This window comes from Hymenobacter cyanobacteriorum, assembly GCF_022631375.1.
Lineage (GTDB): Bacteria > Bacteroidota > Bacteroidia > Cytophagales > Hymenobacteraceae > Hymenobacter > Hymenobacter cyanobacteriorum.
Genome location: NZ_JALBGC010000001.1, coordinates 435,490 through 455,783 on the forward strand (window position 1 = coordinate 435,490; position 20,294 = coordinate 455,783).

A 20,294-nucleotide genomic window follows, 5' to 3' on the forward strand; every position below is an offset into this window, starting at 1 on the left:
TTTTTTTGGTAGATATATAATGCACAAGCGAGCAACGTTTTCTTGCTAACGAGCGTTAGCAAGCATACCTTTGTTGCCTGCTATTATGATGCCCTCCGCTCCCGCCCGCTCGCGCAAAACCCAGATTGACCACACGGCCACGGCCCTGTTTCGGGCCAGGGGCTACGCGGCCACCAGCATGCGCGAGCTGGCCACCGCCTTGGGCCTGGAAGCTGGCAGCCTGTATTCGCACATCAAGTCGAAGGAGGAAATTCTGCACCGCGTCTGCTTCGGGCTGGCCGACGAGTTTTTCGCGGGTTTCGATTCGGCAACGGCCGATGCGGCTGCCCCCGTTGCCACGCAACTGCGGCAGGCTATTGAAGCGCACGTGCGGGTGCTGACCCGTGACAGTGCCGCCTCGGCCGTGTTTCTGCACGAGTGGCGGCACCTGAGCGAGCCGGCCCGCACCGAATTTCTGGCTCTGCGCGACCGGTATGAGGCTGGTTTTCGTACACTTATTGCTCGTGGCCTCGCCACCGGCGAGCTACACGCCCCCGATGCCGCCTTTGCGGCCCTCACCCTGCTGGCCAGCCTGAACTGGCTGCCGAGCTGGTACCGGCCCGACGGCAAGCTCAGCCCCGACGAAATTGCCCACCGCCTAGCCGAGCAGCTGCTGAGTGGGTTGGCGGGTTAATAGATTGGTGGATTTCTTCTGCCACTGATTCTGTTCAACATTTTGCTTCGCCTGCTTTAACTCATTATCCCACCTATCCACCACCCCACCACCATGTACGGTTCCGCCAGCACCCACGACCTGCCCAGCACCGCCCCCACCGGCCTGGAAAACGAAGACCCCATTCTGCTGGCCGAGTTTGAGGCCCGCATTGCGCGGGGCGAGAAGATTGAGCCCGGCGACTGGATGCCGGCCCTCTACCGCAAGCAGCTCACGCGCATGATTGAGCAGCACGCGCACTCCGAAATCATTGGCTCGCTGCCCGAGGGCACGTGGATTACCCGCGCACCCGGCTTCCGCCGCAAAATGGCCCAGATGGCCAAGGTGCAGGACGAAGTGGGCCACGCGCAGCTGCTGTACTCGGCCGCCGAAACGCTGGGCAAAACCCGCGAGCAGATGCTGGTCGACCTTATCAACGGCAAAAGCAAGTATTCCAACGTCTTCAACTACCCCACGCCCACCTGGGCCGACTCGAACGTAATTTCGTGGCTGATTGACGCCGGGGCCATCGTGAACCAGCTCGCCAACGCCAAGGGCAGCTACGGCCCCTACTGCCGCGCCCTCGACCGGATTTGCGCCGAGGAGGCCTTCCACCTGAAGTACGGGCACGATGCCGTGGTGCACATGGCTACCGGCACGCCCATTCAGCGGAAGATGATGCAGGAAGCGCTGAACCGCTGGTGGCCAGCCATTATGACCTTCTTCGGGCCTTCGGATAAGATGTCGGTACACACCGAAATCCTGATGCGCTGGAAGGTGAAGATGGCCAGCAACGACGAATGCCGCAACCAGTTCCTGGATATGTACGTGCCGAAAATCTGGGAAATTGGCCTGACGCTGCCCGATGCTAACCTGCGCAAAAACGAGGAAACCGGCCAGTGGGAGTTCACCGAGCCCGACTGGGAAGACTTCAAGCGGGTGATAAACGGCGACGGCCCCTGCAACGCCGAGCGCCTGGCCGTGCGCCGCGCCGCCGAAGAAAACGGCGCCTGGGTGCGTCGCGCCCTGAGCGCCGGCAAAACCCACCAGTATGTGCGCCCACTGGCTTAGTGGAGTGTTGAGTTTTGAGGGTTGAATGTTGAGTGCTGGCTTGGACTACAACATGCGAGCACTTGCTAGGTCTTTTCTTAAAACTCAACATTCAACCCTCAAATCTCAACACTTCAAATGATACATTCCCTCGACCCGCGCATGAACCGCCTGGGCCTGCCCGAAACGGCCCCAGCGGCTGCCAAGCCGGCCCTCGACCAGTTCGAAACCTACGAAGTTTTCCACCAGAAAAAAGAGGGCGCGCCTTTCGTGTACGTGGGCTCGGTGCACGCGCCGGAGGCCGATTTGGCCTTTTTGTTTGCCAAGGAGCAGTACAGCCGTCGCTTTGCCTGCACGGGCATGTGGGTGGTACCGACTTCGGCCATCACGGTAACGGAGTACGCGGGCGATACCGAGTCGGCCTACGACACGCTGCCGCTGCTGCCCCGCTCGGCTGCCCCCGCGCCGGTGGATGAGTCGGTGGAACAGGAAGAAGCCTACGCGGCGGGCGAGGAGGATTACGACATCTTCCACCTGAAGAAGCGCGGCAAGGCCCACCAGCACGTGGGCAAAGTGCGCGCTGCTTCGCCCGCCGAGGCGTTACAGGTGGCTAAAGCCGTGTTCGGCGAGCAACGGCCGGTGGTGAATGTGTGGGCCGTACGCTCGGCCGACGTGCTGCACTCGGAGGATGACGACCGTGACATCTGGGCCACGACGACCGACAAAAAATACCGCGACGCCATCGCCTACAAGGTGCAGGACCGAATCGAAAAATTCAAGGCCGAAAACCCGCAAGCATAGTTTAATGGACCCAAAACTCGACCTCCTGTATCGCCTCGCCGACGACCAGCTCATCCTCGGCCACCGCAACTCGGAATGGAACGGCCTGGGGCCGATTCTGGAAGAGGACATTGCCTTCTCGAGCATGGCCCAGGACAAGCTGGGACATTCGCTGCAGCTTTACGGCCTGTTGCACGAGCTGGGCGAAGCCGAGCCCGACACGGTGGCCTTCACCCGCAACGCGCCGCAGTTCCACTGCTGCCAGCTGGTGGAGCTGCCCATTGGCGAGTACGATTTCAGCCTCACGCGCCACTTCCTGTTCGACCACGCCGAGCTGTTGCGCTTTCAGGCGCTGGCCGATAGCAGCTACGAGCCGCTGGCCCAGGTGGCCCGCAAGTTGCGCGGCGAGCTGAAATACCACGCCTTACACGCCAACACCTGGATGAAACGCCTCGGCACGGCCACCGATGAAGCCATCGAGCGCATGCAGGCGGCCCTGAACTTCACGCTGCCCTACGCGCTAGGCATCTTCGAAAAAACCGACGCGGAAGCGGAAATCATCAGTTCCGGCTTGTTCATCGGGGAAGATGAATTGCAAAGCCGCTGGCTGGAAAGCATCACGAAAGTGCTGGGCCAAACGGCGCTGACGCTGCCGGATTTGGCTACTGCTACGCCCGTGTTCGGCGGCCGTCACGGCCAGCACACCGAGCACCTGCAGCCGCTGCTGGACGAAATGGCCGAAGTATTCCGCCTCGACCCCACAGCCGATTGGTAGCGTTTTTGAGCTGTTAGCCGCTAGCTTTTAGCTGTCAGCTTTTTTCAATTTTTTTTCAAAATGACCGACGCTAACAGCCAGCAGCCAATAGCTAAAAGCCAAATAATGGATTGGCTGCAAGCCGTGAAAGACCCCGAAATCCCCACGATTTCGCTGGTGGATTTGGGCGTAGTGCGCGGCGTGGAAATTGACGAAGCCAGCGGCGCGGTGGCGGTGCACCTCACGCCCACGTTCGCCGGCTGCCCGGCGATGGACTACATGAAGCGCGACGTGGAACGCACCCTGCGCGAACACGGCATTGAACAGGTGCAGGTCGACATCAGCCTGCGCGAGGCGTGGTCGTCGGACATGATTTCGGAGGCCGGGCGCGCGGCGTTGCGCCAGCACAAGCTGTCGCCGCCGCCGGTGCTGGGCAACGTGGTGTTCGACCTCGATTTTCTGGAGTACGCTGAGTGCCCCAACTGCCACCAGCACAATACCGAGTTGCGCACGCCGTTTGGGGCTACGCTGTGCCGGGCCGTGCACTACTGCCACGACTGCCGCCAGTTGTTCGAGCAGTTTAAACCGGTGTAGCTTTGCCGGCACGGCTTTCTTCATCCTTTCGATTTCCATGTTTGCATCTCCCCTCTCTTCTTCATTGAAAACGGTCGGTCTGGGCCTGATTCTCTTGCTCGGCATGGCGGCCTCTTGCAAGCGCGATGGTGCCAAAACCGTGGCCGTGAACCCGGCTTCGGCGGCCGCTTCCAAGCTGCAACTCGATGCCCTGCGCGACTCGGTGGACGTGAAGTGGCGCAACATGGTGGAAAGCGACGACCAGAAGCTGGCTCTCACGCGCCTGCTACTGCGCGAGCTGCACGGCCAGCCCGGCCGCAGCGAGGCCCAGCTCAAAGCCTTGGAACAGGCCAACGCCCGCCTCAAAGCCCGCCGCTATGACCAAGCTACGATGAGCAGCTCGGCCCTGATTGACCAGTACGACACTGCTCAGGATTCGCTCCTGAACGCGCTGTACCCCGTAGCGGCCCCCAATGGTGGCGCGCCCACCGAAAATGCCCGCAATTTCGTGGAGGGCATTCAGCAGCTTGATGCCGGCGTGGTCGGATTCCGAGTGATATATGACGACGCGGCCAAGCGTTACAATAACTACCTGCAACTGCACGGTGAAGAATTGCAGTCGCTCGGCGGCAAGTACGTCGACCTGAAACCGCTGCCGCTGTTCACCATCGGCGCGAAGCCGTAAATAGTTTGAGTTAATCAAAAACGTCTGTCATCCTGAGCATAGCGAAGGACCTTATCACGTTTTAGCACTTGATGCTGGCGTAATAAGGTCCTTCGCTATGCTCAGGATGACAGACGTTTTTGTTCAATTATTCTGCCGGATTACAGCGCCTCCATCTCGGCGCGCACGAAGTCGGCCAGGGTGCGCAGGTACTCGGTGCTGAAATCGAAGCGGATGCCGGCGGCGGCGTAAATCTGGCCAATGGGCGCGGTGTAGCCCAGCGCCAGCGCCCGCTTGTAGGCCGCCAAGCCCTCGGCGGGATTCTGGCGGAAGTTGCGCCATACGGCAATGGCCCCGAGCTGCGCCATGGCGTACTCGATGTAGTAGAACGGCACTTCGTAGAGGTGCAGCTGCTTCTGCCACAGATAGGGCTTAAAGCTTTCGAGCCCGCGCCAGTCCACGGTGCGCTGGTTGAACTCGTCGAAAATCTGCACCCAACGCTGGTGGCGCTGTTCGTGCGTGTGCAGCGGATTTTCGTACACCCAGTGCTGAAATTTGTCGATGGTAGCTACCCAGGGAAAGGTTTCGAGCACGCTTTCGAGGTGGGTTTTCTTGGCCCGGCGCAGGTCCTCGGGGTTTGGGAAGAATACGTCCCACTGGTCCATGCTCATCAGCTCCATGCTCATCGAAGCCAGTTCGGCTACTTCGGACGGCGGGTGCTTATCAGCCCCCAGCGGCAGGCCGCGGGTTAGGAAGCTGTGCACGGCGTGGCCGCCCTCGTGCAGCATCGTCACTACGTCGCGCAGCGAGCTGGTGGCGTTCATGAAGATAAACGGCACGCCGGTTTCATCGAGCGGGTAGTTGTAGCCGCCGGGGGCTTTGCCCTTGCGGCTTTCCAGGTCGAGGTGGCCCATCTGGCGCATGGTGCGCAGGCAGTCGCCGAGGTAGGGGTCGAGGTTCTGAAAGACGGTAATGGTTTTTTCCAGTAGCTCGTCGCCGGTGCCGAAGGGCTTGAGCGGCGGCTGGCCGCTGGGGTCCACGTCGAGGTCCCAGGGGCGTAAGGCGGGTTGGTTGAGGTCCTGCCGACGCTCCAGGTCGAAACCGTCAATCAGCGGCACCACCGTTTCGCGGATGGCGGCGTGGAAGTCGAAGCAGTCCTGCGGCGTGTAGTCGAACCGGCCCAGCGCGGCAAACATGTAGTCGCGGAAGTTGGCGAAGCCCGCGTTCAACGCCACCTGCGTGCGCAGGCCGATGAGCTCGGTGAACAGCGCATCGAGTGGCCCGGCATCCTGCAGGCGGCGGGCCTGAATGGCGCGCCAGGCGGCTTCGCGCACGGCGCGGTCAGGGTTTTTGAGGCGGTCGGCGGCCTGGGGCAGGGTCAGTTCCTCGCCGTCGATGGTCACGTTCATCGCGCCCACCGTGGCGGCGTACTGTTGCTGCTTGGTGCTGATGTCGGTTTTCAGCGGAATGTTTTCGACCCGGTAAATTTCCGAAGCACGGCGCACTGAACGCAGAAACACGCCGTAGCGGCGCTCGTCGAGGTCGGCCAGGGCGGGCACGGCCAGCATCTTTTCGTTGAGGGCATGGTCGTAGGGAGCTACCAGCGGCTCCACTTCGTTCACGAAATACTGGAAGGCTTCGGCGCGGGCGGCGTCCTGCGTGTCGCAGGTCATGCGGATGTAGCGCCAGGCTAGGTCTTCGCTCAGCACCGATTCCAGTTCGGAACGGTCGCGCAGCCAGCGCTCCAGCTCAGCCGCCGTTTGCACGGGGCGGGCCTGTAGTTCCTGAAAAAATGGCTCGATGGCGGCCCAGTCGGTCACCGTGAAATCTTCGGGCAGGTAGTGGCGCGGCGGTCGGCTGGTATCAGTGGCCGACTCGGCGGTAGGTTCAACGAGTTGCATCATCTTACAAGTATAAACGGCAGCCAGCGGGCAGTGCCGGCACAGGCTGTCAGGTACGTGGAATGGCGGCGGCAGGGATGGAAAATGTGTTGATTAAAAAAGAACGTCATGCAGAGCGCAGCGAATCATCTTGCCCGCCACAACTAATCCCTGTCGATTGGATTACTTCCTGCGGGCAAGATGCTTCGCTGCGCTCTGCATGACGTTCTTTTTTCTCAATAACTCTCTCCTCTACCCAATCTCAATCACCACATCATCCGTCATCGGGTGACCCACGCAGGTGAGGATGTAGCCCTGCTTCATCTCCGAATCCGACAGGCCTTCGCGCTCATCCAAGTGCACCTGGCCGCTGAGACACTTGCCGCGGCAAGCCGTGCACAGGCCGGCCTGGCACGAATACGGCAGGTCGATGTCTTGGTCGAGGGCCACTTCGAGGATGGTTTTACCTTTCGGCACCTCAATCAGGTACTCGCTGCCTTCGTACTGGATGGTGACGGTGCGGGTGCTTTTCACCTCGTCGGAACCGCTCGCGGTTACGTCGCCGTGGCCGTTGGGTTGGGCGGCAGCCACTTCGGCGTTGTCGGCGGCGGCCACGAAGCTTTCGCGGCGCACCCGGGCCTCGGGTACCTTCAGCAGGTCGAGGGCGGCGCGGGCTTCGGTCATCAGGCCCTCGGGGCCGCAGAGGAAGTAGTCGGCCTGCTCGGCCGGAAACTGGTGGCGCTGCTCCAGAATGCGCAGCAGCATGGTGCGGTTCAGGCGGCCGGTGTGGCGGTGCGGGGCCATCGGCTGCAGGGGCTGGCTGTACACGTGCTCCACCTGCAGGCGGCCGCCCGCGCTGGCTTCGAGGGCAGCGAGCTGCTGCTGAAAAATCACCGATTCTTCGTTGCGGTTGCCATAAATGAGCAATACGTGGCTATTGGGCTCGCCGGCCAGCACGGCTTTCAGCATCGACATGAGCGGCGTGATGCCCGAGCCGGCCCCGATGAGCACCAGCGAGCGTGCCGCCTTAGGGCTGGGCGCGAGCGTGAAGTTGCCCAGCGGCTCCATCACCTCCAGCTGCTGGCCCACCTGCACGGTATCGAGCAAATAGTTGCTCACGAGGCCGCCCGGCACGCGCTTCACTGTCACCGACAGGCGCGGGGCATCGGCCGGCGTGCTACTGAGCGAGTAGGCGCGGCGCTCCTTTTTGCCGCCGGGGCCGCAGGGCAGAATCAGGGTGAGGAACTGGCCCGGCCGGCTGGCAATGGGCTGGCGGTCGGGCCGTTCGAGGTGAATGGTAACGGTATCGGCGGTTTCCTGGGTCAGCGCAACTACGGTCAGGGTCTGGTAACTCATGCGGGATAAAAGTGGGAGTAACGGGGCGTACGGATTGAGGCGGGCAGCGGCGTCCGGCGCGGGCAAATTGACAAAAAGATGAACGGCCGGTCGGACAAGTGCCGAGCCAACTTCAGCCGCAAAGGTAACTTGCCGCCTGTCGCCCTCAACAGCCGCGCCCGGCGCGTAGTTTGCCAAACCGGGCTTTCCATTAAGCTAATAATTTCTCCATCTTGTCCCTCCCCGCCCTTCTGCTCCGCCACGCCGCCGAATTCGGCCCCGTGCTGCCCCTCGACCTGAACGCTGCTACCGTCACCCGCCTCGACTTTTCGGCTACCAATCCCACTGTCCTTAACGCCGACCTGCGCGACACCGCCGCCTTCAACGAGCTGGTGAACACCATGCTGACCGAGGCCGGGGCCACCGCCGGCGTGGGCGGCTACCTCGAAAACCGCGTCATCTACCGCCGCAGCCCGCACTTCGGCCCCGGCGCGGCCGAAGAAGCCCGCTCCCTGCACCTCGGCGTAGATGTGTGGGTACCGGCCGGCACGCCCGTGCTCGCGCCGCTGCCCGCCATCGTCCATAGCCTGGCCGACAACGACAACTTCGGCGATTACGGCCCCACCGTCATCCTGCAGCACGAACTGGAAGGCACCGTTTTCTACAGCCTCTACGGCCACCTCAGCCGCGCTGAGTGGCGGGCGCTGCGCGTGGGCCAGCCCTTGGCCAAAGGCGAAGCCTTCGCCACCGTTGGACCTTTCCCGGAGAATGGCGACTGGCCGGCCCACCTTCATTTTCAGCTTATGGCCGACCTGCAAGGCCGCGTGGGCGACTTTCCCGGCGTGGCCCGGCCCAGCGAGCGAGAGCTTTGGGCCGCACTGTGCCCCGACCCAAACTTGGTGCTGCAAAGCCGGCACCTTGTCTGAACCGCAGATTGTCGCGGATTAAACGGATAAGAACGGATTCTTTATCGAAACCTCTATAAACAAAGGCCAGTCCTCGATGAGCACTGGCCTTTTTCATTTTCAATTGAAAACGATTGAATCCGTTCTTATCCGTTTAATCCGCGACTATCTGCGGTTCAGACAGTTAGTCGAACTTAATGGCCACCACTGGCTTAATCCGCGAAATCAGATACGTCGGAATCAGCACCGCCAGCAACGAAGCAGCGAACGTGGCCCCGTTAAGAATCAGCAGCATTTTCGGGTCCCACGAAATCGGCACGCGGTCCATGTAGTAGTTCTCAGGGTCGAGCGGAATGAGGTGGAAGTAGTACTGCAGTGCGCAGAAACCCACCGCAATGGCGTTGCCGATGAGCATGCCTCGCACCGTAAGCGACAGTCCCCGGAAGAAAAACATGCGCCGAATCTGGTTATCCGTCGCCCCCAGCGCCTTCAGAATTCCAATCATGTTGGTGCGCTCCAGAATCATGATGAAAATGGTGGCGACCATATTGAAGGTGGCCACGAAGATGATGAGAATCAGAAAAATCACCACGTTGCGGTTCAGCAGCTGCAGCCAGTCAAACAGCTGCGCGTACTGGTCGGTGATTTTGTCAATTTTCAAATCGTACGGCAGCCGCTCGTAGAACCGGTCGGCCGTGGCGTCCAGGGTATTGAAATCCTTGAGTACCACTTCCATGCCGCCCACCAGCGAGTCGGCCCACACCGGCGAGTTCAGCTCCCGAATCTGGCGAATGTCGCCGATGACGTACACTTCGTCAAACTCATCCAGCCCCGTCGAATAAATGCCGCACACGCGGAACGGCCGGATGCGCGGCGGGTTCTGGATGAAGTAGAACAGCGTTTTATCGCCCACGTTCAGCCGCAGCTTGTCGGCCACCTTGCGCGAAATCAGCACGTCGTCGCTGGCCGCCGAATCGGGGAAGCTGATGAACTTGCCCGCCACCAGATTCTGGCGCATGGGCGAGCGGCCGTCGGTTTCGGCAATGCCTTTCAGCACCACGCCCATTACCTCGTCGGGCGTTTTGATGATGGCCGTTTTCACGGCAAAGGGCTGCGTCGACTTCACTTCCGGAAACTCGTGCAGCTGCTTCACCAGCCGCGGGCCGGGAATGGGTGCGACTTCCAGCGAATTGTTGGTGTCGTAGCGCGAGATTTGCAGGTGCGCGCCAAACGAGAAAATCTTGTTTTGAATCTCGTTGCGAAACCCTTGCAGGATGGCAAACGACACCACCATCACCGCCAGGCCCATGGCAATGCTGATGATGGCTATTTTTGTGACCGACGACGTGAAGGAGCCGGAATCGGCTCCGCCGTCGATTTTCTGCGAGATGTAGCGGGCGACGTTCATTGTTCGAGCGTAAAGCTACGTTTTGAACCGGGACCAGCCGCATGTTGCGCCCAGCCCACCGGTCCGGCGCTCGCCATTAGCCGGTTAATTTCTATTTCCTGCACTGCTATGATTGATTTTTCGGCTAAAATGACCCTGGCCCTGCTGCTGGCGTTGCCCGCTTGCGGCACTACCCGGCCGGCCGCCACCGGTTCCGCTGCCCAAACGACGCCTGCACCAGCTGCGTCCCCTACGCAAATGGCTCCCCCGGCGGTTACCCGCGTGGTAGTCGGGGCCGAGCGGCTCGACCAGTACCTGCCGCAGCTCAAGGGCCAGCGCGTTGGCCTGGTCATCAACCAGACTTCCCGCGTGGGCAACGCTTATCTGGTCGATACGCTGAAAGCGCGCGGCGTGAACGTGACGGCCATTTTCGCGCCCGAGCACGGCTTCCGTGGCGAAGCGGCCGACGGGGCCACCATCACCGACGGGCGCGATGCCCGCAGCGGCGTGCCGGTGCGCTCGGTGTACGGCAAAACCAAGAAGCCCACCCCCGAAATGCTGGCCGATGTCGACGTGCTGGTATTCGATATCCAGGACGTGGGGGCGCGGTTCTACACCTTCATCAGCACGCTGCACTACGTGATGGAAGCCGCCGCCGAACAGAACAAAGCCGTGCTGGTGCTCGACCGTCCCAACCCCAACGGCGACCTCGTGGACGGCCCCATGCTGGAGCCCGCCCACAAAAGCTTCGTCGGCCTCGACCCGCTGCCCATGGCCCACGGCCTCACCGTGGGCGAGCTGGCCCAGATGATAAACCAGGAAAAATGGCTGGCCGGCGGCCGCCCGTGCCGCCTCACGGTGGTGCCCATGCAAAAAGGGTACACTCACGCCACGGCCTACCACTTGCCCGTGCGCCCCTCCCCCAACCTGCCCACCGACCACGCCGTGGCCCTCTACCCCAGCATCTGCCTATTTGAGGGCACCAACGTGAGCGTGGGGCGCGGCACCACCACGCCGTTCGAAATCATCGGCAGCCCCAGCCAGCCGGCCACGCGGCCCTACAATTTCACGCCCGCCCCCAACGCCGGCTCACCCACCCCGCCGATGAAGGGCCAGCGCTGCTACGGCCTCGACCTGGCCACCGCCCCCGCCCGCGAGAACGGCGGCCTGGTGCTGAAATACCTACTTGACTTCTACCAGCAAAGCATCGACAAAGAGCATTTCTTCGGCAAGTATTTCGAGGAGTTGTCCGGCACCGATACCCTGCGCCAGCAGATTATTGCGGGTAAAAGCGAAGCCGAAATCCGCGCCAGTTGGGAGCCGGGCCTGAAGAAGTACCGGGCGCTGCGCAAGAAGTACCTGTTGTATCCGGAGCGGTAGGCTTGGCAGCAGGTTAAACCAATTAAAACGACCGTCATGCTGAGCGCAGCCGAAGCATCTCTACTGCAATAGCAAATCCTGTCGATTGGATTAGTTGCATGGTAGAGATGCTTCGACAAGCTCAGCATGACGGCCATACAAATCCGTTCATCATCAGCCATCCAGTCCCGACCACCAATTCCTCCAATGCTAAGAATCGTTTTTATGGGCACGCCCGATTTCGCCGTGCCCACCCTGGAAAGCCTGGTGGCCTGGCCCGGCTGCCAGGTAGTGGCCGTCATCACGGCCCCCGACCGCCCGGCCGGGCGCGGGCGCCAGCTGCAAGCCTCGGCCGTGAAGGTGGCGGCTGAGGCGCACGGCCTGCCGGTGCTCCAGCCCACTAACCTAAAATCGCCGGAATTTCAGGCCGAGCTCAAAAGCTACGCGGCCGATTTGCAGGTGGTGGTGGCCTTCCGTATGCTGCCCGAGGCAGTGTGGAACATGCCCCGGCTGGGCTCCATCAACATCCACGGCTCGCTGCTGCCGCAGTACCGGGGCGCGGCTCCCATCAATTGGGCCATTATGCACGGCGACACCGAAACCGGCGTTACATCCTTCTTTCTGCGGCATGAGATTGACACGGGCGACCTGATTTTTCAGGACCGCATCGCCATCGCGCCGGAGGACGATTTCGGCAGCGTGTACGACAAGCTGAAACTGGTGGGGGCCGATTTGGCCCTGCGCTCGGTGCAGGCCATTGCGGCCGGTACGGCGCCCAGCACGCCGCAGACGCAGCGCCCCGACCTGCGCCCCGCCCCTAAGCTGAGCAAGGAAACCGGTCGGCTCGATTTCAGCCGCCCGGCGGCCGAACTGGTGAACTGGGTGCGTGGCCTTTCGCCCATGCCCACGGCCTTCGCGGCGCTGCCCGATGGCCGCATCGTCAAAATTTACCGTGCCCAAACCTTGCCTTTTGACGAAGAAGCGGCCGCTACGCCAGGAACTTGGTCTTCAGACGGACGGCGCTACCTGCGCGTAGCGGCGGTCGACGGCTGGCTCGATTTGCTCGATGTGCAGTTGGAAGGCAAGAAGCGCATGAGCGTGGAGGAATTGTTACGGGGCTTCAAACCAACCTTTTAAGATGGTCGCATTAGTAGTAGCCGTGGCCGAAAACGGCATCATTGGCCAGCAGGGCCAACTACCTTGGGGCCGCATGCCCGCCGACTTGCGGCATTTCAAGCAACTCACCCTGGGCCACCCGGTGGTGATGGGCCGCAAAACGTTCGACAGCATTGGCAAGGCGTTGCCGGGCCGGCCCAACGTCGTGGTCACGCGTCAGGCTGGCTGGGCGGCCCCGGGCTGCGAGGTAGCGGGCTCGGTACTGGGCGCACTGGAGCGCGCCCGCGAATTGGATGCCGAAACGGTGTGCGTGATTGGTGGCGGCGAAATTTACCGCGAAGCCTTACCAACGGCCGACGTGGTTTACCTCACCGAAATCCACCACACTTTTGAAGGTGATGCCTCTTTCCCCCCCCTTTCGCCCAGCGAATGGCGCGAGGAAACCCGCGAGCGTCACGAAGCTGACGCGCAGCATACCTACGCTTATAGCTTCGTGACGCTACGGCGGCGCTAGCTGCTGCGGGATGACGTGAGCCGGACATCCAGCCAGAGGCACCGCAAAAAAGGCCGCCCGATTGGGCGGCCTTTTTTGCGGTGCTATTGGAGCAGTTTCTAGTGCATGAGCACGAGCTTACCCCAGTCGTTTTTAAAGGCTTTGTCGCCGGCCGTTTCGCGGTGCGAGAACGAGACGTTGCTGTCGTCGTAAGCCACGCGGTAGAGGTAGGTGCCGTTGGCCAGGCGGTCGCCGTAGCTGTCGGTGCCATCCCATGCGTAGTCGGTGATGTTGTTGCCGATGTGCAGCGGACCCAGCTCGTTCATGAAAATCTCGCGGACCACGCGGCCCGTGAGGCTCATAATCTGGATTTTCATGTTGCGCGGCAATTCCTGGCCCGTCACCGTGAACACGAAGCGCGCTTTGCTGATAACCGGGTTCGGGTACGGGTATACGTTGCTGATGGTGGCGGCATTCACCACCTCAAACGACAGCTGCACATCCTGCGCGGCGGCGGCCGAGTTGTTGGGGTCGCGGCCCTGCACGCGCAGGGTGTACTTGCCGTCGGGCAGCGGGTTGTTGAGGCCGGGCTCGTAGGTGAGACGGGCTACGCTGCCTTTGCTGGTATCAACGGTGAAGTGCACGTCGCTGCCCGTAAGCGGTACCAGGGTGCCCAGGCCGGTCTGGCCGGGGCGCAGCAGCGTGAGCGTGAATACCGAAGCATCTGTGATGTGTCGTAGCTGGTCTTCGTCGTTGAGCTGGATGACAATGACGGGCCGCGCCGAAACTAACTCGCCGTTGAGGATGTGGCGGCCATCCACGGCTACATCGAGCGTGGGCGGTACGTTGTTGTTGATAATGGTGAATTCCGGCAGAATCAACTCGTTGTTTGCATAGTTCTGCTCGAGCTGCAAACCGGGGTTTTGCAGCTGTGGGTTTACGACCACTTCAATCTGGAAGCGGCCAAACAACCCTTTCATATCGATGCTCGCATTGATAGTTGCCGTTTCGCCCGGCAACGGGGCGGCGGTGCTAATAAGCGGGGCCGTAAACCGGATGTTATTGTTGCTGTCGCGCACCTGCACGCGGGTATTGAGCGGGCCGTTGAACGTTTCGGTTGATATGTTCTTGAATTTCACCGGGAAGCTAACAATGCCTGGGCTGGTGGTGGCCTGTTGCAGCAGCGTCGCCGCCGCGTACGTGCTGGCGGGCACCGCATCGCGCTGCACAATGCCCTCGGGCAGGCCGCGTGAGGTGACCATCCACTGCCGCAATTGCGGGGCCACGCGGGCCGTATCTGCCAGCGTCAGGTCGAGCCGCAGGTAACGGTAGTCGGTCGCCGAAACAGTCGATAGGGACTGCGTGAACAAGGTACCATCGCGCAGCACCGGCAAGTTGGTAAATAGGGTGTTTTCAACCCCTTGGGAGTTCACGCCGATTACTTTCAGCGTGTACTGCCCCGAGTTATTGCGGGTGCGGATGGATGCATACAGGTTATTCCACTGCTGCGACGGGCCAATCAGCGTCGAAACCACGTGCCCGGCCGTCACTGCCCGCTGCAGCGTGTCCGTCAACTCGATGCGTTGGTTGTAGGCCAGCGTGGCCGACGTGCGGTCGGGGCCTTTTTCGTGCAGCAGGCGGCCGGTGGTAGCGGTCAGCTTCTGGCTCACCACCGCCAGCGGCTCGCCATCGGCCAGCGTGGTAATCAGTTGCGAACCGAGCAAGGTTTGCAAACGAGTCTTCAGGGCCGCGGGCAACAAGGAGTAGCGCAGCCGGTTGGTCGAAATCACCGCTACGTAGGCCTTGTTCGGAATCGCCGTCAGGAAAGCGTCGAGCTGCTGCTGGCGTGCCGCGCTGTAGTTCAGGTTATCGAGCGTATCGGTAGTGCTGGTGGGCGCAGTCTTCGAGAAATAGTAGAAGTAGTTGGGCGCCTGCCCGCAACGCTGGTACGTTGCCGGCATTACCAAGGGCCGTAGCGTGGCACCGTCGTACACAGCAATCAACAGGTTAGGAGACAGCACCCCGCAGTCGCTGACGGATGGCACCCCTCCCCCCGACTGCAGGTAGATGCCGCCACCAAGCAGATTGCCAAATTGCGCAGCACTTCGGGGAGGGCCACCGCCCACTGTGCGCAACACCAGCGGAAAGCGCTCGGGCGCGAACGTCCAGTCGGTGGGCGGCCCGCTCACGGCCACCCCGGTCAGCGCATCGCGCCGGAACTGCCCGGCATCGCTCTGCGACCAGCCCGTCGGGCTGTTGGGAATTACCCGGAACGACGAGGTTACCCAGCTGCCATCTTCGCCCGCGGTGGGCGTTTGGAAACGGGCGCGCCAGTACCACACCACACTGTCGCGGCCCGCTACGGTAGTGGGCAGCGCCGCAACCTGCCATTCGGCCAGTACACCTGCCGTGATGGTAGCACGCTGCTTCACCGTACCGAAAGCCGGGTCGGTATCCAACTCGAACTCGTAGCCGCGCGAGGATTCGAGCGGGTTATTCGACTGCACACTGAGCCGTGGGGTGGTAGTCGCAGAAATCGAGAATTCGGTGGGGTTCAGCACCGAGAGGCCGCCGGTGAGGAAAGTAAAATTGATTTGGGCGGCGTTGTTAGTTTCGTTTGATTCGGCAATCTTGTTAGCGTAATCAAGCTCTACTTTGAAGGTATTGGAGCCGCCTTTACCCAGAAAAACAGTGGAATTGGGAATCGTCAGCGCATAAGTGGTATCCTGCCGCCAAGCCTGCCGTACCGTGAAAGGGTAAGTCATCGACTGAGTGCCCAGGGTACGCGTCACCCGAATTTCAACCGGGTCGTAGGTGATTTTGCCGGGGTTGCTCACGCCCACATTCAGCACGAAATTGGTCGAAGCCGCCGTAACCTGGCCCGCCCCAGCCGACGGCACAATGGAAAGCGTAGCTGAATTGGCCACCAAATCGGGCAGCGCGGGCGAGTAGAGGGCAATAGTGGGGTCGCCCTGCCAACTGGTGCTCAGCAGCTGCTCAATGCCAATGTTATTCCGGAAGACGGGGGTATGCTGTAACCGGCGCACTACTTCGTCGTGCACCGCCGTCACAGGCTTACCATACCAGCGCGGGTCGTTGAACAGCAGGTGGTGCAGCGTATCGAGGGCAACGCCCAACGGGGCGGGAAAGCTGAGGCCCGATTCGCCCAATGAGCCAATGGCGCCCTTCTGGTCGGCAAATAGGTAATCTTCGACTACAGTATAGGCTTGCGTGTACGTACCATTACCCGCGCAGCCATTCAGAATTAAAACGGGGTACTTGCCTACGTTGTTGTAGCTAGGTACTTTGGATGGAGCTCCAAAATCAAGCGAAAAAGTATTGCTTGAGCCGTGACCAAAATAATCAATTACCGAAAGCCCGGCATTTAGCTGGGCCGAGATATCGACCGATACGGGCAAAATGCCGGTGCGGCTTTCCGTCGTGACAGTGCCGCCCAAAAACGGCCGCTCGATGCTTGCTTTAGCTTTGTCGAGATAACGGCGGAAATCCTGCGCTTCGGTAGCATCCTTCCCGCCCACCAAGTGCAGCACGTTTTTGCGCCAGGGAGCGGGCCCGAGCGCATCGTGTGTTATCACCTTGTTCAGGTAGTTCATTATCTGCTGCGGCGTGGTGGCCGTGAGGCGGCCGGTATGCAGCTTGGCCACGTAGTCATCGGTGGCGTAGTCGGCGGTTATCAGGTTGTCGGAAACCGAGCGCGAACTGGTCGGCACCAGGTCGACGCCGTATTCGCCGTAGTGCGCGAAATAGGCTGAACTCACCGGCTCGCTGGGCACAACGCCTTTCCCGAGCAATAAAAGGTAACGCTCGCGGCCCGCTGGCCCCGCAGCCGCTACCCATCGCGCAAAATGCCGCAACGCCAGCCACGACTTCTCGCCGTACGTGAACTGGTCGTAGAGCTGCTGCGAGGTAACCACCAGCGTATCGTAACGCCCACCGGCTGCCGAGGCCCGGTAGGCCGCGTAGGCCTTTACGGCATTGGCAGTGCCCGCCGTGGGCTTCATCAGCTGCGGATGCGAGATGATAACAAACGTTGGAGTCGCCGGATTAATCTGCTGAAAACGGATTTTTTGCGCAGGAAATGGCGTAAAGGGAAACAGCTCGTCGACGAGCAGCAGTTGGTGCTTCACCCCATTGGCGCCCGGAAAAACAAAGCGCGAAAGGCCTGCTCCCGTCCCCGGAGTGCTCACCACACGCTGTTGATTATACAAGTCCTGCACATCGAACCCCACTACGGTAGCCGGCACGCCCGCTAGCTCGTAAGTGGCCGGGCCGGCCAGGAGCGAATCATTTGTAAAGGCAATGCGGTGTCGGTTTGAATACCAGGTGTTGGCCTGCGGCGTACTTGTGCGCAGGTATACCGCGTAGAAATAATCATCGGCCGCTACGGGGGCCTGGTTACGCAGTTTGATGGTGAGGCGGCCCGCCGCTGTGATATCGGAAGGCTGAAAGGCAAATTTTTGGCGCGAACGCGTGAGTCCGACAAAGTTCATGACGCCCAGCACCCGCTCTGGGCCGCTGGCGGGCACCACTACCACCTCCACGTGGTGGGCCACTCCAATTCCGCCGTAGCGCACCGATTGGTCGGGCGCGCCAAACAGCGACACCTCCACCTGGGGCAGCGTAGTGGCCGCCGTGGTCGGGCTTACGGAAACCGAATCGATGGTATAAGCCAGTTCAGTATGCGTCGACCCCATGAAGAAGCCTTCAGCGGGCTCTATCCAGGGCAGGTACACACTCTCCTCCGCTGGAACGTCTCTGAAAATATTAATTCGCTGGTCCAGCTTATTCAGCAGCCGATATGGGTGGGGAGTAGTTCCGGCACTGGCGGGTGCCTGCATCCGCCGGCCAGCGGTGCCGGTATGCCAGGTCAGAAAGTACGAGGCCGTATCGCTGTAGAGACTGAAGTAGGTATGTGCTTGGTCGCTTGGGTTTTTATACAGCTCAGTGTCCAGCGCAGCATCGTTGGCGCGGCCGTAAAACTCAATAAACGTACTGGCATCCAGCACGTTCTGATTACCACCCACGTAGATGGCCATTTGCTGACCACGCCGCCAGACCTGAAATTCGCTGGGCGCAACGCCGGAGATTCCCGCTTTCTGCAAATACTGGTAGTCCAGCTTGTGCAAGCCGTCACGGATGACTTTAATCTTATAGTACTGCTGCCCGGGCACAATCCACTCGTTGCCTACCGGGCCCGACTGCGCCCGCACTACGCCGCCCGCCAGCAGCAGCCAGCACAACGCCAGCAGTGGCCAGCAACGACGGAAAGGCGAATAATTGGTAGTGTTGTTCATATCATCTCGGAAATTGTGGGTAGCTTATTTCTGGTGCGGGCCGGCCTACTTGAAGCCGTAGCCCAGCGAGACAATCAGCGAATTGGTCTGGGAGGTGCTGCCGAGTTTTTCCACGGCCAGGCGCGACAGCGCCAGGTCGACGCGCAGGCCGCTGACGGCCACGCCGGCCCCAAGGCTATACTGGCCTTTCCACTGCCTGGACAGGTCTACTACGCTGCTGATTTGTTGGTAGTTGCCAGCTCCGCCGCGCAGGAATACAAGGTTGCGGTAGCCCAGTTCCACGCCGGCGCTGGGGTTCACGCTCACGCCTTTAGTTGAGATGGGCGTGCCGCGCTGGCCGTCGGTAGTGGCCTCAAAGTCGGCGGCGACCAGGGCTGAGAACTGCTTGGGTAGCTCGAAGCGCCGGCCCACGCCCAGCACGAAGCGCGGCAGCGTGATTTCGGTGCTGTTTTTGGGAATTGGGTCTTTTTGGTTGGCTTGGCTACTGTTGATACTCTTCAAGAACTCGTCGGGATTGTATGACCAAGCGTTGAAGGTGGTGGTAATGTCGCGGGCCATCAGGCCCAGGTTCCAGCCCTTGTGGTTATACTGCACCCCAGCATCAACCCCGAAGCCGTAGCCTTGTCCAAACTTGCCAATGTTGCGGTAGATGAACTTGCCATTGGCCCCCACGCTCAGGCCCTCGGGGCCGAGCTTGCGGGCGTAGGACAGCAGCAGCGCGTAGTCGGCCACCGAGAAGTATTCAATCTTGCTGTAGTCAACGTAGCCGTATTCGTTCACCAGGGCGCGGGTGTCGGCAATGTTATCCACGCCCAGGCGCAGCAGGCTGGCCCCAATGGCGCTTTTGTCGTCGAGCGGCATGGAGAAGGCTGCGTAGTCGTTTTTCACGATGCCCGAAAACAGCTCCGAGTGCATCAGCACGCCGTCGTATTTGTGGGTCTGGTTCACCAGGCCGGCGGGGTTCCAGTAGCCGGCGGTGGCATCGGAGGCCAGGCTCACCTGCACCTTGCCCATGCCCAGCGCGCGCGCGCCCACGCCGAGGTTGAGAAATTCGTTGCTGTATTTGGGGGTTTTGGATGATTGGGCGGCGGCGGGCAGCGCAACAGCGGCACAGGCCCCGGCAATCAGCAGCCCACGGGCGGCAGCGGAAAATTGGGTCATAGAAAGGAACGAACACGGGTTTGCGCGGACGGAACGCAAGATACTCCAAGTTAGTGCGTCGCGCGCCGCCAATTTCGGGCCAGTTTGCCCAACCCGGCTGGCTGCTGGCCGAAGGTGCGTTTGAGAGCAGGCGCCTGGGGTAAGGCCGAAGTCGGCTTCCTACCTGCCGTGCGCACCACTGCAACGGTTCCGTGTCATGCCCGGGCGAGTGTCGGCCCCGCCCCTGCCCGGCCTCAGCCACACCCAGTTTGGGTAAAGTCGCAGTGAAAATCATGCAGCGCTAGCAAAATTTTCTTCTTCATTATCAGGCATTAATAAAATATTCTTACAGATTCAACGGAATTATTCATCCAGTACCTTGCGTTACAAAGTACCTACCATACATTTGTACTGTTCGTCACCCACTAGTCAACCAACTCGCCCATGAAACTCGAGAACACCCAGGTTCAGATGCGCAAGGGAATCCTTGAGTTCTGCATCCTGGAAATCATCGCCCGCGGCGAAGCCTACGCCTCCGACATGCTGGAGGAACTGACTTCTGCCCGCATGATTGTGGTGGAGGGCACGCTCTACCCGCTGCTCACCCGCCTCAAGAATGCCGCCCTGCTGGACTACGTCTGGAAAGAAAGCACCAGCGGCCCGCCCCGCAAGTACTACACCCTCACCGACGAGGGCCGCAAGTTCCTGGAGGAGCTGCGCGACACCTGGGAGGAAATGGCCACTTCGGTGGGCATCATTCGCCATAGCCGGCCGCCCGGCGACAGCCGCTAATCTGCCTCTTTTTCTGCTTCACTCACCAGCATCCAATCGGCCCGTTCGGCCCTCTTTCAC

16 protein-coding genes are annotated in these 20,294 nt (G+C 61.0%); 11 read left to right on the top strand and 5 right to left on the bottom strand.

Going from position 1 to position 20,294, the window contains the following annotated elements:
• Nucleotides 1–85 precede the first annotated feature (85 nt).
• From MON38_RS01975 to MON38_RS02000, 6 genes are all read left to right on the top strand, one after another.
• Nucleotides 86–673, top strand: a complete 588-nt coding sequence (locus MON38_RS01975) for a TetR/AcrR family transcriptional regulator (RefSeq protein WP_241934452.1) — start codon at nt 86–88, stop codon at nt 671–673.
• Between the two features lie 93 nt (nt 674–766).
• Nucleotides 767–1,762, top strand: coding sequence for a 1,2-phenylacetyl-CoA epoxidase subunit PaaA (gene paaA, locus MON38_RS01980; RefSeq protein WP_241934453.1), 996 nt, complete (start codon nt 767–769; stop codon nt 1,760–1,762).
• A 117-nt stretch (nt 1,763–1,879) separates the two neighbouring features.
• Nucleotides 1,880–2,542: a phenylacetic acid degradation b gene (locus tag MON38_RS01985; protein WP_241934454.1), complete on the top strand. Its 663-nt coding sequence runs from the start codon at nt 1,880–1,882 to the stop codon at nt 2,540–2,542.
• Nucleotides 2,543–2,546: 4 nt separating this feature from the next.
• On the top strand, nt 2,547–3,296 hold the full coding sequence (gene paaC, locus MON38_RS01990) for a 1,2-phenylacetyl-CoA epoxidase subunit PaaC (RefSeq protein WP_241934455.1): 750 nt from the start codon (nt 2,547–2,549) through the stop codon (nt 3,294–3,296).
• 60 nt (nt 3,297–3,356) lie between these two features.
• A complete protein-coding gene (paaD, locus tag MON38_RS01995; RefSeq protein WP_241934456.1) occupies nt 3,357–3,869 on the top strand; it encodes a 1,2-phenylacetyl-CoA epoxidase subunit PaaD in 513 nt (170 codons plus the stop codon).
• Between the two features lie 64 nt (nt 3,870–3,933).
• Nucleotides 3,934–4,533, top strand: a complete 600-nt coding sequence (locus tag MON38_RS02000; RefSeq protein WP_241934457.1) for a hypothetical protein — start codon at nt 3,934–3,936, stop codon at nt 4,531–4,533.
• Nucleotides 4,534–4,673: 140 nt separating this feature from the next.
• On the opposite strand, the gene MON38_RS02005 is transcribed toward MON38_RS02000, so the two are convergent.
• Both MON38_RS02005 and MON38_RS02010 read right to left on the bottom strand, forming a co-directional pair.
• Nucleotides 4,674–6,416: a M3 family oligoendopeptidase gene (locus MON38_RS02005; RefSeq protein WP_241934458.1), complete on the bottom strand. Its 1,743-nt coding sequence runs from the start codon at nt 6,414–6,416 to the stop codon at nt 4,674–4,676.
• A gap of 228 nt (nt 6,417–6,644) precedes the next feature.
• Entirely contained in the window at nt 6,645–7,748 is a 1,104-nt protein-coding gene (locus MON38_RS02010; RefSeq protein WP_241934459.1) for a ferredoxin--NADP reductase, read from the bottom strand.
• A 212-nt stretch (nt 7,749–7,960) separates the two neighbouring features.
• Between MON38_RS02010 and MON38_RS02015 the strand changes: the two genes are divergently transcribed.
• On the top strand, nt 7,961–8,653 hold the full coding sequence (locus MON38_RS02015; RefSeq protein ID WP_241934460.1) for a peptidoglycan DD-metalloendopeptidase family protein: 693 nt from the start codon (nt 7,961–7,963) through the stop codon (nt 8,651–8,653).
• 163 nt (nt 8,654–8,816) lie between these two features.
• Here the strand turns inward: MON38_RS02015 and MON38_RS02020 are convergent, their stop codons facing one another.
• Entirely contained in the window at nt 8,817–10,040 is a 1,224-nt protein-coding gene (locus MON38_RS02020) for an ABC transporter permease (RefSeq protein WP_241934461.1), read from the bottom strand.
• Between the two features lie 108 nt (nt 10,041–10,148).
• Here MON38_RS02020 and MON38_RS02025 point away from each other — a divergent pair, with 108 nt between their 5' ends.
• The 3 genes from MON38_RS02025 (at nt 10,149) to MON38_RS02035 (ending at nt 13,008) form a co-directional block, all read left to right on the top strand.
• A complete protein-coding gene (locus tag MON38_RS02025; protein ID WP_241934462.1) occupies nt 10,149–11,399 on the top strand; it encodes an exo-beta-N-acetylmuramidase NamZ family protein in 1,251 nt (416 codons plus the stop codon).
• A 186-nt stretch (nt 11,400–11,585) separates the two neighbouring features.
• Nucleotides 11,586–12,515, top strand: a complete 930-nt coding sequence (fmt, locus tag MON38_RS02030; RefSeq protein WP_241934463.1) for a methionyl-tRNA formyltransferase — start codon at nt 11,586–11,588, stop codon at nt 12,513–12,515.
• A 1-nt stretch (nt 12,516) separates the two neighbouring features.
• Nucleotides 12,517–13,008 (top strand): dihydrofolate reductase, encoded by a 492-nt coding sequence (locus tag MON38_RS02035; protein WP_241934464.1) that lies wholly within the window; start codon nt 12,517–12,519, stop codon nt 13,006–13,008.
• Between the two features lie 98 nt (nt 13,009–13,106).
• On the opposite strand, the gene porU2 is transcribed toward MON38_RS02035, so the two are convergent.
• Both porU2 and MON38_RS02045 read right to left on the bottom strand, forming a co-directional pair.
• On the bottom strand, nt 13,107–18,302 hold the full coding sequence (porU2, locus tag MON38_RS02040; protein ID WP_241934465.1) for a putative type IX secretion system sortase PorU2: 5,196 nt from the start codon (nt 18,300–18,302) through the stop codon (nt 13,107–13,109).
• 45 nt (nt 18,303–18,347) lie between these two features.
• A complete protein-coding gene (locus MON38_RS02045) occupies nt 18,348–19,463 on the bottom strand; it encodes a putative type IX sorting system protein PorV2 (protein WP_241934466.1) in 1,116 nt (371 codons plus the stop codon).
• A gap of 423 nt (nt 19,464–19,886) precedes the next feature.
• On the opposite strand from MON38_RS02045, the gene MON38_RS02050 reads away from it, so the two are divergent.
• On the top strand, nt 19,887–20,234 hold the full coding sequence (locus MON38_RS02050) for a PadR family transcriptional regulator (RefSeq protein ID WP_241934467.1): 348 nt from the start codon (nt 19,887–19,889) through the stop codon (nt 20,232–20,234).
• Nucleotides 20,235–20,294 lie beyond the last annotated feature (60 nt).

Coding starts and splice junctions, on each gene's coding strand:
- MON38_RS01975 (WP_241934452.1), top strand. CDS start 86: ATGATGCCCTCCGCTCCCGCCCGCTCGCGCAAAACCCAGATTGACCAC.
- paaA (WP_241934453.1), top strand. CDS start 767: ATGTACGGTTCCGCCAGCACCCACGACCTGCCCAGCACCGCCCCCACC.
- MON38_RS01985 (WP_241934454.1), top strand. CDS start 1,880: ATGATACATTCCCTCGACCCGCGCATGAACCGCCTGGGCCTGCCCGAA.
- paaC (WP_241934455.1), top strand. CDS start 2,547: ATGGACCCAAAACTCGACCTCCTGTATCGCCTCGCCGACGACCAGCTC.
- paaD (WP_241934456.1), top strand. CDS start 3,357: ATGACCGACGCTAACAGCCAGCAGCCAATAGCTAAAAGCCAAATAATG.
- MON38_RS02005 (WP_241934458.1), bottom strand. CDS start 6,416: ATGATGCAACTCGTTGAACCTACCGCCGAGTCGGCCACTGATACCAGC.
- MON38_RS02010 (WP_241934459.1), bottom strand. CDS start 7,748: ATGAGTTACCAGACCCTGACCGTAGTTGCGCTGACCCAGGAAACCGCC.
- MON38_RS02020 (WP_241934461.1), bottom strand. CDS start 10,040: ATGAACGTCGCCCGCTACATCTCGCAGAAAATCGACGGCGGAGCCGAT.
- MON38_RS02025 (WP_241934462.1), top strand. CDS start 10,149: ATGATTGATTTTTCGGCTAAAATGACCCTGGCCCTGCTGCTGGCGTTG.
- fmt (WP_241934463.1), top strand. CDS start 11,586: ATGCTAAGAATCGTTTTTATGGGCACGCCCGATTTCGCCGTGCCCACC.
- MON38_RS02035 (WP_241934464.1), top strand. CDS start 12,517: ATGGTCGCATTAGTAGTAGCCGTGGCCGAAAACGGCATCATTGGCCAG.
- porU2 (WP_241934465.1), bottom strand. CDS start 18,302: ATGAACAACACTACCAATTATTCGCCTTTCCGTCGTTGCTGGCCACTG.
- MON38_RS02045 (WP_241934466.1), bottom strand. CDS start 19,463: ATGACCCAATTTTCCGCTGCCGCCCGTGGGCTGCTGATTGCCGGGGCC.
- MON38_RS02050 (WP_241934467.1), top strand. CDS start 19,887: ATGAAACTCGAGAACACCCAGGTTCAGATGCGCAAGGGAATCCTTGAG.